14 protein-coding genes are annotated in these 13,285 nt (G+C 45.8%); 4 read left to right on the forward strand and 10 right to left on the reverse strand.

Annotated features, from left to right (window positions below; all coding sequences use genetic code 11):
- Positions 1-47: 47 nt before the first annotated feature.
- From AC4IFB_RS00660 to AC4IFB_RS00670, 3 genes are read right to left on the reverse strand one after another with little or no spacing between them, the layout of a single operon-like run.
- The gene (locus AC4IFB_RS00660; RefSeq protein WP_490779079.1) at positions 48-2,501 is read right to left on the reverse strand and encodes a putative bifunctional diguanylate cyclase/phosphodiesterase; all 2,454 of its coding nucleotides are present in this window, start codon (positions 2,499-2,501) and stop codon (positions 48-50) included.
- A complete protein-coding gene (locus tag AC4IFB_RS00665; protein WP_490774881.1) occupies positions 2,498-3,388 on the reverse strand; it encodes a phosphate/phosphite/phosphonate ABC transporter substrate-binding protein in 891 nt (296 codons plus the stop codon). Before AC4IFB_RS00665 ends, AC4IFB_RS00660 begins: the two co-directional genes overlap by 4 nt.
- A gap of 16 nt (positions 3,389-3,404) precedes the next feature.
- The gene (locus tag AC4IFB_RS00670; RefSeq protein ID WP_490779086.1) at positions 3,405-4,628 is read right to left on the reverse strand and encodes a TolC family protein; all 1,224 of its coding nucleotides are present in this window, start codon (positions 4,626-4,628) and stop codon (positions 3,405-3,407) included.
- On the opposite strand from AC4IFB_RS00670, the gene AC4IFB_RS00675 reads away from it, so the two are divergent.
- The 3 genes from AC4IFB_RS00675 to AC4IFB_RS00685 all read left to right on the forward strand — a co-directional run bounded on the left by AC4IFB_RS00675 (position 4,599) and on the right by AC4IFB_RS00685 (position 5,913).
- Positions 4,599-4,844, forward strand: coding sequence for a hypothetical protein (locus tag AC4IFB_RS00675; protein WP_490779080.1), 246 nt, complete (start codon positions 4,599-4,601; stop codon positions 4,842-4,844). The two genes, AC4IFB_RS00670 and AC4IFB_RS00675, sit on opposite strands and share 30 nt — an antisense overlap.
- Before the next feature lie 300 nt (positions 4,845-5,144).
- On the forward strand, positions 5,145-5,582 hold the full coding sequence (locus tag AC4IFB_RS00680; protein WP_490779081.1) for a YbaN family protein: 438 nt from the start codon (positions 5,145-5,147) through the stop codon (positions 5,580-5,582).
- Between the two features lie 79 nt (positions 5,583-5,661).
- Positions 5,662-5,913 (forward strand): hypothetical protein, encoded by a 252-nt coding sequence (locus AC4IFB_RS00685; protein WP_490779082.1) that lies wholly within the window; start codon positions 5,662-5,664, stop codon positions 5,911-5,913.
- 47 nt (positions 5,914-5,960) lie between these two features.
- Here AC4IFB_RS00685 and AC4IFB_RS00690 read toward each other — a convergent pair whose 3' ends face one another.
- The 6 genes from AC4IFB_RS00690 to AC4IFB_RS00715 form a co-directional block, all read right to left on the reverse strand.
- The gene (locus AC4IFB_RS00690) at positions 5,961-6,650 is read right to left on the reverse strand and encodes a class I SAM-dependent methyltransferase (protein ID WP_490779083.1); all 690 of its coding nucleotides are present in this window, start codon (positions 6,648-6,650) and stop codon (positions 5,961-5,963) included.
- An 85-nt stretch (positions 6,651-6,735) separates the two neighbouring features.
- The gene (locus tag AC4IFB_RS00695) at positions 6,736-6,939 is read right to left on the reverse strand and encodes a SlyX family protein (protein WP_490774877.1); all 204 of its coding nucleotides are present in this window, start codon (positions 6,937-6,939) and stop codon (positions 6,736-6,738) included.
- A 14-nt stretch (positions 6,940-6,953) separates the two neighbouring features.
- The gene (locus AC4IFB_RS00700) at positions 6,954-7,289 is read right to left on the reverse strand and encodes an ArsR/SmtB family transcription factor (protein WP_490774876.1); all 336 of its coding nucleotides are present in this window, start codon (positions 7,287-7,289) and stop codon (positions 6,954-6,956) included.
- A gap of 3 nt (positions 7,290-7,292) precedes the next feature.
- Complete coding sequence (locus tag AC4IFB_RS00705) at positions 7,293-8,159, reverse strand: response regulator (protein WP_490774875.1); 867 nt, start codon at positions 8,157-8,159, stop codon at positions 7,293-7,295.
- 115 nt (positions 8,160-8,274) lie between these two features.
- Complete coding sequence (locus AC4IFB_RS00710; RefSeq protein WP_490774874.1) at positions 8,275-10,632, reverse strand: ATP-binding protein; 2,358 nt, start codon at positions 10,630-10,632, stop codon at positions 8,275-8,277.
- A gap of 58 nt (positions 10,633-10,690) precedes the next feature.
- Positions 10,691-11,158, reverse strand: a complete 468-nt coding sequence (locus tag AC4IFB_RS00715) for a peroxiredoxin (protein ID WP_490779084.1) — start codon at positions 11,156-11,158, stop codon at positions 10,691-10,693.
- 416 nt (positions 11,159-11,574) lie between these two features.
- Here AC4IFB_RS00715 and AC4IFB_RS00720 point away from each other — a divergent pair, with 416 nt between their 5' ends.
- Entirely contained in the window at positions 11,575-12,660 is a 1,086-nt protein-coding gene (locus AC4IFB_RS00720; RefSeq protein ID WP_490774872.1) for an XrtA/PEP-CTERM system-associated ATPase, read from the forward strand.
- Positions 12,661-12,709: 49 nt separating this feature from the next.
- On the opposite strand, the gene AC4IFB_RS00725 is transcribed toward AC4IFB_RS00720, so the two are convergent.
- Positions 12,710-12,934 carry a hypothetical protein gene (locus AC4IFB_RS00725; protein ID WP_490774871.1) on the reverse strand — a complete coding sequence of 75 codons (225 nt, stop codon included), beginning with the start codon at positions 12,932-12,934 and terminating at the stop codon, positions 12,710-12,712.
- Between the last annotated feature and the right edge of the window lie 351 nt (positions 12,935-13,285).

Raw genomic sequence — 13,285 nt, forward strand, 5'->3', positions numbered from 1 at the left:
GAATCAAAGTAGAGTCCACTGACCGGCCACAAATTTGTTGGCCGGTTTTACTTTGTGTTGCTTATAGGTTTGTTAGAAGTTTTTGGTAACAGCGCTATGTTATTTGGTTTGATTAGATTTTCGAACTGCAGTGCTGACATTGGATGATGATAGTAATAACCCTGAATAATATTGCAGCCGTTGCTCTGTAACCATTCAACCTGCTCCTTCTTTTCTACACCTTCTCCAATAGTTTTCATATCCAAGCTTTTAGCGAGAGAAATAATAGAGTTTACAACCGCTATTGTACGGCGGTCATTCGGTAGTTTGTTGATAAATGATTTATCAATTTTGATAACATCTACAGGTAGTTCGCTAAGGTAGCTTAGGGATGAAAAGCCTGTTCCAAAATCGTCTACTGCAATAGAGAAGCCAGCGCGTTTTAGGTTGTTGAGTAGTGGAAGATTACTGCCTTCCTTGCTGACAAGGACATGCTCAGTAAACTCCAGCTGTATCCGAAAAGGTTCTATATCATATTCTATCAGTGTATTTTCCAAGCGATTTATGAAGCGTTTATCGAGTAGCTCATTGCCCGATACATTGACGGAGACCTTCATGTTATTGTCCCACTGCTTCAATTGACGGCAAACCTGGGTGAATACCCAATCACCAACAGCAGAGATCAAGCCGGACTGTTCTGCTATTGGTATGAAACGTCCAGGCGGTATAAATCCGCGCTCAGGATGTTTCCACCTCAACAGGGCTTCACAATTTGTTATAGTGTTGGTCGTTATGTCCACAAATGGCTGATAGACGATCTCCAGACTTGATTCAATGATGGCGCTACGTAAAGCGCTTTCCAGCTCCAGGTAGTCTTGCATGTCATGATGCATATCTATGGTGTAGAAGCGATATCCGTTCTTGCCATCGCGTTTTGCTGCATACATTGCTGTATCTGCGTTTTTAATTAACTCATTTTTATCGTGACCATCTTGTGGGTATTGTACGATTCCGATGCTGGTGCTGATGCGTAACTCTCTGTTATTGCATTTAATTGGTAGTGCCAAACTATTTATAATTGTTTCAGCAATTATTGCCAGCTGTTTTTGATCAGCGGTATTTTTTATAATTACAGTAAATTCATCGCCACCAAGTCGACAGACGATGTCATCTGAGCGTAGAGAGTCTTCGAGTCTCCATGCTGTTTCATTTAAAATATGATCTCCAACTTCATGTCCTAGAGAATCATTTATAAGTTTAAAGTTATCCAGATCAAGGAAAAATACAGCCAATGGGATGTGGTAAGTTCCTGCTTCAGCTACTGCTTCTGTCAATCGATCCAAAAAGTAACGTCTGTTGGGTAACTTGGTTAATTTGTCGATATAAGCCAGTGTCTCAAGTTCATTTTCAAGTTGCTTGCGTTGAGTGATGTCACTCAAGACGACAAAGAATTCATTCTTATATTTATCTTCTGAGTCGAAATCTTCAATTCTTATGGTCATGTGTATGGGGAGGTCACTATGTTTTGAAATGGTAATGTCAGTAGACCAATTTAATTGCTCTATGTGAGTCATGCCCATAGAGACTTCATGGTGTTTCTGTTTATCTATTCCGAGATGAGTAAATAGACCTTGAAGTGTCATTCCGCGATAAAACTCTATCGTATCTCCAGTGATATTAGTGAAGGCTTGATTGATGAATGTAATTTCTTTTGATGTGTTGAAAATTGCAATCGCGTCATTAGTGTCTTCGACAAGTCTGGCAAGTTGAGCAATACGTTGAGTTTTGGTTTCAAGGTTCTGCGCCATGTTATTCAAGGTGGATGCAAGTAGCTCTATTTCACCTATTGCCTTTGTGGGCGCGCGTGCAGAGAGGTCACCGCTCGACAATCGTTGAGCAGTCTCTCTCAGTTTTGTTAATTGCGATGAAAGTTTGATCGATACGCCATGAAGAATGAGCAATGAAATAGTTAGCACTAGAATGCTGTAGATAAGTACATTACTAAAATAACTCGTCATTAACGAATAGTATTCATTATCAGAGATCCCAACTTCAATAGTGCCCCAGACCAACTCCGATATGTGAAGAGGTTTTGTAAAAATGAAGGCGTCTTTAGTATTGCTTTGAGAGTAGTCTGAATGGTGTCTAATGGTGTAAGGGGTGTCGCTGTTAAATAGAGCTTGAGTTGAGGCTGGTGCAATGGATTCAACCTTCCAACCACTTTGGCTAAGGCTTAGTTTTAAGCCACTATTGGAAATAAAATTAACGAAGGTGATTTCTGGCGTTTTATTCAGAACGTTTTTGGTGTAATTAATTACATTGCTATAGTCTTCTGTGTATAGACCTTCACCGCAGGCTGCAATTGTTGTGTTGGCAAAAGTATTACCCTGTGCGGCAAGCATGCGCGTTAATTTGTCACTGTAAATCGGTAGCAGTGCGAATGAGAAGGCAAGACTTATTCCAAGTAGAATGACGGCCATACGAATATAGAGATGCCGGAATATGGTATTCTTTAACTTCATCGTTTATTACCGACCAGTCTGGTGTACTCTCTCTGCAGTGATCTGACCTCATTTAATGTTTCTTTATTGATCTTGTGCAGACGCACAATACCAAATGTATCCAATACATGTTTTAGTCTTCTACTTGGCTTGTCAGTCAGTATGCTGGGCTCAAAATTATCGATTCTTTTTTGTGAGAAATCGTGGCGTATTCCTACAGCCTGATGAATCATAGGTTCTGATTCGGTTAGAATCTCCAATCTGTTTTTTATTTGAGGATTAAGTGACTGAGCGATTATGTAGTTGTATTTAGGTACAACTGCAGCGTTAATTTTTCCGAAATAGAGGTCTATGATAGAGGTGTTATCTCCCTTTACTCTGTGAATCTCTTTGAAGAAAATGTCACTCACAGGTAGCTCTTGTTTAAGTAGTTCAACATCCAGGAAAAGTTTCCCGACTTGATGGCTTTCGCCTAGACTCAATATCTTATTTCGCAACTGACTTAGGTGGGTCATGTTGTCATCCCGGCGGACCAAAACAAGATAGTTTTGTTTGAGTTCGTCGCCAAATTGAACTGAGTAGCGTGCTGTTGGGTGTATGAGGTTTTCTAATTCGATGAAATTCAACGAGCTGGTGAGTATTGCTTGAATAGTGCCTTGCTTGAATTTATCGAAGAGTTGGTTTTGATTTTCATAAATTTTTAAATTAAAACTCTCATTTACTTCCGAAAGTAGTTCATTAAAAACTACTTGAAACGCGATCTCTGCATCTGTGATCGAGCGATCATTAAGTGATCCCAGGCTACCGCCAACCTGGATAGGGTCAAGTTTCTTATCGTTGGCAACTACACCACTACCTGCGAACAATAAGCAGGTTAAGGCGATGCACAGCAGTATGTACCTCAGCATTTAGGCTCTCACTGGTCTACTGCAGGGCTTCCTTACCCAATAAATAAGATATTTCCGCTAGATGCAATGCCTGATCATGCTTGGCGCGATAGTGATTAGCTCTGATCATGGCATCAAAAAGATTGGCTTCAATAACCTTTTGAGTATCCACAGCGCCGCTTTTATAGGCTCTACTGGTTAGGTTGCGATTCTCTTTTGAGGTTATGAGGGAGTGATCTGTAATCTTGACTTGTCGCTGAGCGGCATGAATCTTCAGGAACAGATGCTTAACCTGCATGGCAACTGCATCTTTAACCAGTAGATGCTGCTGTGCGACTTTTGTCTGTTCACTTTTGGCAGCAGATACCTTATAGCGAGTCCGTCCCCCTTCAAAAAGGTTCATTTTAAGACCGATGCCGATCATCCATGAGTTTCTATTGGTTTTGTTGTCTAGGCCGCCGTCAAGGTCACTGTTGAATCCCTCATAAGAGCCAATTAAACCTAGAGTGGGATAGTAGCCGCTCTTTGCTTCATCCACTTTCGATTCATAAGCAGCCACAGCAAGTTTAAGCTGTTCGACTTCCGGGTTAAAGGCCATTGCCTGTTCGATCAACGGTTCAAGCTTATCGCTATCAAGGTTTTTCAGTTGATAGTCAGATTCAAGTTTGATCTTCTTATGCCATTCAAGTCCCATTGCAAATGTTAATGCAGAAAGTGCTGCTTCATGATTCGATTGAAATTCTGCGGTTGTCGACTGGGCCATGGAATAGGCCAGTTTACTTTTTAATAGGTCGAGCTTGTCAACGGAGTGGGAGCCGCCTTTATAAAAGGCATCGGTAATGTCCCGCAACACCTCAAATGAAAGGGTGATATCCTCGGCTAAATCGAGCAGTTGTTGAGTGTAGAGGGCTGCATAAAAATAGCGTTTAACATCCTGAACAACCTGCAGACTGGTTCTTCTGATCTCCTGAGTTGCCAGGTCAATGCCGATCTTTGCCTGTTTGACCAGGCTCTGACGCTTTCCACCGGTATAGAGCGGGTAGGTAACATCCAGTGAGTAGAGGCTGGTATCCCGGCCTAGCAGGGCGATCTCCTGAGATGGAATGGATACTGGAGGTAACATGCCGGGAGCAATATCAAAATTCTGTTGAGGATATTCGAATACAGCCTCTTCATCCCGGCGCTGAAAGCCAAGGTTGAGGCTGACTGTAGGCCAATAGCTGGATGCGGCTTGTTGATACTGAGCCTCAGCGGTGATCAGTGCCTGTGGGAATTGGTTCTCAGTCGGTTATTTTCCAGTGCCATATTGATGGCTTGGTCGAGGTTGAAAACATCGGGACTTGCAGGGTTATCAGAAGAGTTTGCCTGGGTGGATAGGGATATAAGAGATAAACAGCAAATTATGAAAATCTTTGAGCAGATACTTTCAATGCTCAAAGGGGTGATACTCATTGCTCTACCCCATGATAAACAATGATTTTTCTGCATAACGCTTTTCTTTTTTTAGATTAGTTGAACACTACTGACATCTTCCCTTGATGTGGCAATTACCCATACGTGAGCCTATCTCACTAGATCTATCGACACAAATCATATGGTTCTTGAGTTTAGAATATAGTGGTTTTCTAATGTTATTGTGCAAATGGATAGAGGTATGTTGGATGATAGTAACAATCTATCAGTTTTATTAGCGATAAACGATTGTGAAAAAAGCTAAATAACGACTAGCCTTAAATGAACAACCACACTAGAGGGGGATCAGTTGCAGGATGAGAGCATGAGTGAATATAAGTCTGGCAGGAAAAACTCTGCAACAGAGCATCCATTGTCAAAGCTCTGGCTATTGGCTGCCGGCTGGTTACTATTTGGACTCGGTGTAATTGGCGTTGTGTTGCCTTTGATGCCTACCACCATTTTCTGGATAGGTGCGGTCTGGTGTTGGTCCAGAAGTGCGCCCCATCTTACTAAACGCATTCTTGCTCATCCCCGGTTTGGGCAGCCGGTCTATCTCTTCATCACCTACGGTCAAATGACAAGAACGGGAAAATGGATGTCACTGGTTGGTATGACTGTTGGCTTTGCTCTCTTTCAGTTGCTTGGTAACCCTGGGTGGCCTATTTCACTCGGGGTCTGTCTCATATTGGCGCTTGTGGCGATATGGCTTTGGCAGCGACCGGAACCGGTTTTCTCATCTGACGAGCAGGATGCGCTGTGATTGATGGCCTGAGTAGTGGATATTAAAATCATGTTGTAAAAAAAATGATTAACTCTTTTGTTATGTTGAAAAAGAATAAATGGAATTACTAATTAATTTAAGTGTAATAGTAGCTTTTGTGCTGGGAATGATTTTGTTGCTTCTGAGCATGTTTGTGCTTCATACATATGAGGCAGAAACAAAGAAAAGACCACCATCAGTGCAATTCTGGCCATTTAATAAAGAAATAAATGAATATTACCCAGGTATTTCTAAACTGGGGAGATTTTTACATATTGGAGCAATTGTGTGTGCCTTGCCATACATAGTGAAATTAATAGTTTCAACATAACGAGCACTCAAAAGGCTATCGCCTTTTGTCGCCCCTTAGCTTAAAAGTCAACGCGGTATGGCGATTATCGACACTTCCTGGGCCGGTTTTATGCTGTGAACCAATCCTCTTATCAGGCGAAACCCCGATTCACCGAGCTTTAGGCGATCTGCCCAATTGGCTGCAAAGCGATCATAGCCAAATCGCAGCACGCCAGTTGAGGCAATTTCAAATCCGCAGTCGCTGACCAGATTTCCCAAGGTCTGTACGTTCCAGGAGTAGAGATGATGGTTTGGTTCGTTTGCATCGTATTGTTGATAGCGCTTCTCTTTTTCATAGGGTACGAACAACAACAGCTTTCCACCATTTTTTATTAATCGATGAATCTCCGCCAATACTTCAACCGGCGAGGGAACATGTTCGAGTACATGATGACAAACCATGACATCCACTGAATGGTCCGGGAGCTTGGAGGTATCTGCTATAAATTCTATATCTGATTTGCTGATTAGGGATTCCAGGTGTGCAGCAAGATCGAAGCCGAGTCGCTTCTGACAATTCAGTTTGGCAATATTCCAGCCGAAGCCAACACCATACTCCATCACCACATCGGTCGACTTAACATGGGGGGCGATCTTCTCATATCTGAGTTGGGTTACCCATGGAAAGGCCCGCTCAGGGATCTCACGCTTTTTACCATGATACTCACGTCCCTGGTCACCCTGATAGCGTTGTTTGATTTGCTCTTCGGCTTTCATCTGATAGTTTGTCTGCGATTTTCGTACTGTTATTGACTCACTATATCATGGGAACTTCTGCTGCAGGGCTGGCTTGAGATTGGCTCTAATAGTGAGGCGGAGGTGGTTCAGCTTCGCCATCCTGCAGAGGTGAAGGCTCCAGTGCTTTGAGTTTCTCTCTCAAGCCATCCATTTCAGAGATAAGTGCGTCTAATTTTTCCTGCTGTGAGGCAACAGTCTCACTCAGGGAATTTATCGCCTCATCCTGAAATGCAATACGGCTCTCTAATTCAACAATGTGATCATCCATTTCCAGGTGACACCTTATCTTGGGTAGCGGTCATCTAAATTTGCGGGGCAAAGGACATTCCGCATGATGCCGATCAGATCCAACAATTGGTGGTTACGGATACGATAGTAGATACGGTTTGCCTCTTTTCGTGAAACCACGATGTTTTTGTTGCGTAATTGTTCAAGATGCTGAGAGATATTGCTCTGTGAAGTACCTGTTCTCTCTACGATTTCACCTACCGAAAGTTCATTTTCCCCAAGGGAGCATAGAATCTTCCAACGCAGGGGGTGAGCCATGGCTTTCAGAGCATTTGCTGTCAGAGAGGTGTCTTCTTCTTCGGACAGACGTGGATCAGTTGGCTCGTTCATTGTTTACACTCCTTGGGAAGTGGAACTGGTCACATCCATTTCACGGACATAACCGGTCATATCTTTGGCGATACAAATTATATGGCTGATTTCGTCGTTACTGTCTTTAACAGCGGTACGGGAAAACAGGATGGGTACACGGCGTCCATCCTTGGCAATAAATCGTGCTTCGATACGACTCAATGCACCGGTACGGATCAGGGCTTCAAGCCAGGTGCCGAAAAACGCCCCCGCCTGCTCCTCTTCCTCCTCCTCGAAGACATCCCCAATAGACATCTGCAATAGGTCTGCCTCGTTGTAATCGAGCATTTTACAGGCGGCTGGATTGGCCGATTCGATCTCGCCCAGAGGGTTGAGAACCAGCAGGGCTTCCCCCATATGGGTAATGATGTTCTCCAGATGTTGCTTGGCTGAGGCAAGTTCCGCGGTACGCTCGGCGACCTTCTGCTCCAGCACTCTATTCAGCTCACGCTCTTTCTCTATGAGTCGAAAGTAAGTGCTGATTTTGTTCAACAGTTGATTGTCATCGATAGGTTTCAACAGATAGTCTACGCCACCTACTTCATACCCCTTTTGTTGAAACTCCTCAGTCTTGAATGCGGCGGTAAGAAAGATGATAGGGATATGTTTGGTTTTATTGCGGATTTTCAGCATGGATGCAGTCTGGAAGCCATCCATTTCCGGCATCTGTACATCCAATATAATCAGGTCGATGGTGGGATCCTTGATAGCAATATCGAGGGCCTGTTGACCTGAGGTGGCTTCCAGAATCTCCACATCCATGTAACGCTGGACAAGGGTGCGCAACGTAAACAGATTATGTTCGTGATCGTCTACGATGAGGAGTTTAAAGCCTGCGTATCTTTTCATCTTTAAAGCTGCCGATCTGTTTACCCTGGCAATGGTCAAGTCAGAAACTTGAGCCTTTAGTAGATCCCAATCTGCAGCTATTTTCCCTTTGCCAAGGTCAGGATCTATCTATTCTCTAATTGTTATCCGCTATCTGTTTGTCGATTAGCGTTTTTAGCTTCTCCGTCACTACCGGTTTTGTGATGGTCTCATTTGCTCCGGCATTCAGGCTCTCGATACGGTCTTCTTCCGTATTCTTGGCACTGAGAACAATGATGCTCAACTCTTTAAGCCCCATCTTCTCACGGATATGTCTGATCGTATCATAGCCATCCAATTCAGGCATCATGATGTCCATCAACACCAGGCTGAAATCCTGGTCTTCGAGCAGTGTGTCGATGGCTTCCTGGCCGTCTCCTGCAGCAACCACTTCAAAGCCCCAGTCCTCCAATTGAGGGGTCAGAGCCAGTAGACTTTGCAGGTCATCATCTACAACCAATATGCGGTGGTCTTTGAAAGGTGGGGGCAGTGCGTTCTTTGTTTCAGGTGATGGCTGTTTGGAATTGCGCAGTAGCTCAGTCTCTGCAGAGGGATCGTGGAGTTCCACCTGAGCGTCAGGAAGTGCCTGATAGTCGAACTGTTTTGGCAGGCAGAGGGTGAAGGTGGCTCCCTCTCCCTCTTCACTTACCAGTGTGATGTTTCCCTCCAGCAGTCGAGCCAACTCACGGCTGATGCTCAGGCCCAGGCCACTGCCGCCAAATTTGCGGCTGGTGGATCCGTCGGCCTGCTTGAAAGCTTCAAAAACCAGCTCCTGTTTGCCTTGGGGTATGCCGATGCCAGTATCTTCGACTGCAAAGCAGATTGGCGGGTTGGCACTATCAGAATTAACGAAAGCACGGAGCGTTGCTCCACCGCTATGGGTAAACTTTAAAGCATTTGAGAGGAAGTTCTTCAGAATCTGCCGCACCTTTTCCTGGTCTGATAGAAAGGTTTCCGGTGCATTGTCATCGATAACAAGTTTCAAGTAGAGTCCATTCGCATCGAATTGTGGCTTTACCAGGTCGACCAGGTCTGTCAGCAGGTTTCGAAGTGAGATCTCCTGAAGTGTGAAACTGGCTCTTCCCGCCTCTATTCTCGAGAGATCAAGGATATTGTCGATCAGGGCCCTCAAGTCCTGTCCGGCTTCGTGAATGACCTGTAGCTGGCTTTGCTGCTCAGAACTCAATTGATTATTCGATTCGTTGAGCATTTTAGAGAGCAGCAGTATGGAGTTGAGGGGAGTTCTCAGTTCGTGGCTTACATTGGCAAGAAATTGTGATTTGTAACGATTTGACTCTTCCAGTTGCAGTGCATGCTGCCGTTGCTGGTGAGCCTGCTGGGCATGGGTCTCTGCGAGTTCGGTCAACTGCTCTCCCAGTTGTTTGATTTCGCTTGAACCACGCCAATCGAAACGTACAGCCTCATCTTGACGAAGTACCCGCTCCATACCATCGCGTAAGCGGTCGCCAAAATGCTCTGTGCGAAGTGCAATCCAGCGTGCGACCATCAATAGGATCAGCAGCGCAATCACAACTATGGTCATCACGCGGCTGACCAGGATATTTCGGAATTTGTCCAGTGGCGAGGGATCGACAGGGCGCCCGACCCAGAGGGGGCCTGAGTCCTCCGTGGTAAACAGGGGAACCCAGATAACCTGCCTCCCCCGTCCCTCCCAAAGGGTCAGTTTTCCCTCCTTGAACCGCTCCTGCAGGCCGTTGAAGTCTTCAAAGGCCCGGGACTGTGTGACCCCTCTCAGGCGTTGTTCCAGATAACTGCCGTCATTGGTGACCCAGAGGGTGTTGCGATAGGCTCTGGCCATCCCTCCGACGTCGATATTGACTACAACTGCTCCCAGGGTTGTGACCAGGTCGTTATCGTCTGGCCCGAGGATGGGGCTGATCATACGCAAAGTCATAAATCGGCGTGGGTCGAGATGCGCAGCGCTTGGGTTCAGGCTGATTTTACTGGCGGCGACACGCCCGAACTCCAGTCTTACGTTGTGCTTGAAAAATGCCTCAGAGGGCATGTCAGGGGTTTTGATTGTCGGTTCCCATTGACCGGTGCGGTGGTTCAATTCCAGCCAATAGCGGGGTTTTCCTCGTAGATCGAGAAACAGAATCTGGAAGATATCCTGGTGATCGCGCAGTATCTGGTTAATCCATTCTGTGTAGCGTACTCGAGCCAAGTCGATCTGGTTTTTGTCACTTTGTGTTTGACGGTTCCCCAGTATCAGTCCGGGTTCAGGTAGCTTGGCCAATAACCGCAACATCTCGTGGCGACTGGCCAGGTGTTCATCCAGGTCACGAAAATCGGCTCTGAGGTTTTGTAGATAGGCTTTGTGGTAAAAGAACTCCAGCCTCTCCAGCACAAAGGGTAGATTGGTCAGCACCATGGCGGTTAATGGTGCAAAACCGAACAAAAACAGAATAATCAGAATCTTGGTTCGGAGTTTCACAAATTGTAACCGCCTTGCTGCTTGATGCTCAGTCCTGATCGGACAATTGTTTAGAGGTTTAGGTGATTTCTCTAACTAAGTCAATAACTTGAGCTGCATGTCCTTTGGGTTTTACGTCGTAAATGGCCTGACGTATGACGCCTGATTTGTCGATAATGAAGGTCGAGCGCAGTATGCCCATACGCTTTTCACCATTTTTTTCCTTCTCCCGCCATACATCATAAGACTTACACACCTCTCCCTCAGTATCAGCCAGAAGTTGAACGGTGAGTCCGTGTTTGTCTCGAAATGAGGCATGACTGACGCAGTTATCCCGGCTGATACCGATGACTTGAGTATCATGCTGAGTGAATTCATCCATTAAATCTGATAGCTCCACCGCCTCGATGGTACAACCGGTGGTGTCATCTTTTGGATAGAAGTAGATCACCAGATTCTGCTGCCCCAAAAACTGAGCGGATCTGATGATGTGCATATCTGAATCGGGCAACTCAAAGGGCGGCGCTTGATCTCCGGGGTTGAGCATGGTGACTCCTAGATGATTGTTGTCGTTGTGTTTTATTACGGTCGTTACGCTGTGTTACGAGATGTCCCTCTGTCATATCATGGTGCAATATAAATATTATGGTTTGGTCGTTGTTGATCAGAGGTTCTGCACCCACAGGATTCAATACGCAAGATAGTTGACTCACAGGAGTTCGGTCAACCATCCTTTTCGGCCTTTTTTCATTAAGTAGCATGAGGAAACCTGTTAGAAGTTGAATCTGGTTGGAATAGTAGGAAAATTGTCTGATTGGTTGCATAATATGGGCTATATAGGGTTACCTTTCAGCCCCGACAGCGGGAATCGAATCATAGCCGCAGTAGCGGCATTTGTTTTTTTCAGTGGCTGGTTGCCTCTCAAGCAGGAAAGCAAAGAAACAACGTGAAGGCCAAATAGATATGTACGACGATTTTTACAAACTCGAAGGAAAGCCGTTCCAGCTGACTCCGGATCACAAATTCTTCTTCAACAGCAAAGGTCACAACCGTGCCATGGCCTATTTGCGCTATGGATTGGAGCAGGGAGAGGGATTCATCGTCATTACCGGCGGCATCGGGACGGGTAAGACGACACTTGTGCGGAATCTCTTCGATGAGTTGAGCGAGATGAACGTCATGGCGGCTCAACTGGTGACCACCCAGGTGGATCCGGAAGATATGCTGCGAATGGTTTGTGCTTCGTTTGGCTTGGCCCACGAAGGATTGAATAAAGCCACACTGCTGCATAATCTTGAGGCTATTGCCAGAGCCCGTCACGCCGAAGGCAAACAGATGTTATTGGTCGTTGATGAGGCGCAGAATTTACCACCGCGATCAGTGGAAGAGCTGCGCATGCTCTCCAATTTCCAGGTCAATAACAGGGCTTTGGTTCAGACCTTTCTCCTGGGCCAGGAGGAGTTTAAGCGTACCCTGCAGAGCCCGGGAATGGAGCAGGTGCGTCAGCGCATTATTGCCTCCTACCACCTGGATCCGCTGAGTGTGGACGAGACCGAAAAATATATAGTGCATCGTTTACAACTGGTTGGCTGGAAAGAGGATCCGACCTTCAGTGACGGCGTGTTCAAGATGATCTATGAATTTACCGGGGGTGTACCCCGTCGCATCAACGCGATGTGTGATCGTCTGATGTTATTCGGATGTCTGGAGGAGATGCATGAGCTCAATAAAGATGCTGTGCTCTCAGTGATGCATGAACTGGAGCAGGAGGTGAGTTTCAATCCTCCTGGTGATGAGAAGCAGCAGTCACCACAACTGGCTTCAGTCTCACCCTTGCATCCAGGGGGAGCTGCAGCGGGGAATCAACAGGCAGTTGCGCCGCAGCAGACTGCCCAACCCGTAGCAGATGCAGATGAGCTGGTCTATCGTATTCAGGATCTCGAAAAGGAGATTAGTACGCTTAAGAAAACCCTGCGCAATGAGCAAAAATTACTGCGCAAGGCCATTCTTCTGCAGATGGATCTCGATGAGTATGATGATATCGAGTAGGGCTTTACTCTCCAATTGATGCTTGTAGTTCTCTACAAGTTACAGCTGATTAGTCCAGAGCGGGGCCAATGATCGCATCGACGGTTTCGAATCCACGTGCTTCCAGGGCTTCTGCGATATCCTCCCAACGATAGTTGGTATTGGTCTCTTCAGCCTGGGCGATAATACCGGTAGCAAATCGGTAGGCTTCATTTCGATCCAGGTCATGGGGGACTTTGACCAGTTTAATCTCTTCTGGGCGTCTACTGGGTAATACCATTATGGTCTCATTCATCAGCTCATTGCCTCATTTTTCAGCTGTGGTTTTATTCGTATATAGGGATACTATACCGCAAGTTCATACCCATTAAGCAATCATGCACTAGTGACTCTGTTCGATAGATGTTGTTGATCAGGGTTTCGGGGCTAGTGCAGGGTTGTTACTGATAGAGCTTAAGCAATATTTTCTATTTTTTTTGCCCCATACTCGCTATGTCATATTGCCTTTACAGCACTTAAGTATCACTGATTTGTATAGTGTTACTCTTTTTTAGAGCGCACCTGGTGGGGCCGGGCCCCACCCCAAACATTAACCCCGCAGGTAGGGTGGGGCCCGGCCCCACCCAAGCGTACAACACTGGCGGTT

This window comes from Candidatus Thiodiazotropha sp. AKIB8, assembly GCF_058244675.1.

Bases quoted from the DNA above. Each gene is read 5' to 3' on its own strand.
- AC4IFB_RS00720 (WP_490774872.1), top strand. From the start codon at position 11,575: ATGTACGACGATTTTTACAAACTCGAAGGAAAGCCGTTCCAGCTGACT.
- AC4IFB_RS00705 (WP_490774875.1), bottom strand. From the start codon at position 8,159: ATGAAAAGATACGCAGGCTTTAAACTCCTCATCGTAGACGATCACGAA.
- AC4IFB_RS00700 (WP_490774876.1), bottom strand. From the start codon at position 7,289: ATGAACGAGCCAACTGATCCACGTCTGTCCGAAGAAGAAGACACCTCT.
- AC4IFB_RS00685 (WP_490779082.1), top strand. From the start codon at position 5,662: ATGGAATTACTAATTAATTTAAGTGTAATAGTAGCTTTTGTGCTGGGA.
- AC4IFB_RS00660 (WP_490779079.1), bottom strand. From the start codon at position 2,501: ATGAAGTTAAAGAATACCATATTCCGGCATCTCTATATTCGTATGGCC.
- AC4IFB_RS00695 (WP_490774877.1), bottom strand. From the start codon at position 6,939: ATGGATGATCACATTGTTGAATTAGAGAGCCGTATTGCATTTCAGGAT.
- AC4IFB_RS00715 (WP_490779084.1), bottom strand. From the start codon at position 11,158: ATGCTCAACCCCGGAGATCAAGCGCCGCCCTTTGAGTTGCCCGATTCA.
- AC4IFB_RS00665 (WP_490774881.1), bottom strand. From the start codon at position 3,388: ATGCTGAGGTACATACTGCTGTGCATCGCCTTAACCTGCTTATTGTTC.
- AC4IFB_RS00690 (WP_490779083.1), bottom strand. From the start codon at position 6,650: ATGAAAGCCGAAGAGCAAATCAAACAACGCTATCAGGGTGACCAGGGA.
- AC4IFB_RS00680 (WP_490779081.1), top strand. From the start codon at position 5,145: ATGAGTGAATATAAGTCTGGCAGGAAAAACTCTGCAACAGAGCATCCA.
- AC4IFB_RS00725 (WP_490774871.1), bottom strand. From the start codon at position 12,934: ATGAATGAGACCATAATGGTATTACCCAGTAGACGCCCAGAAGAGATT.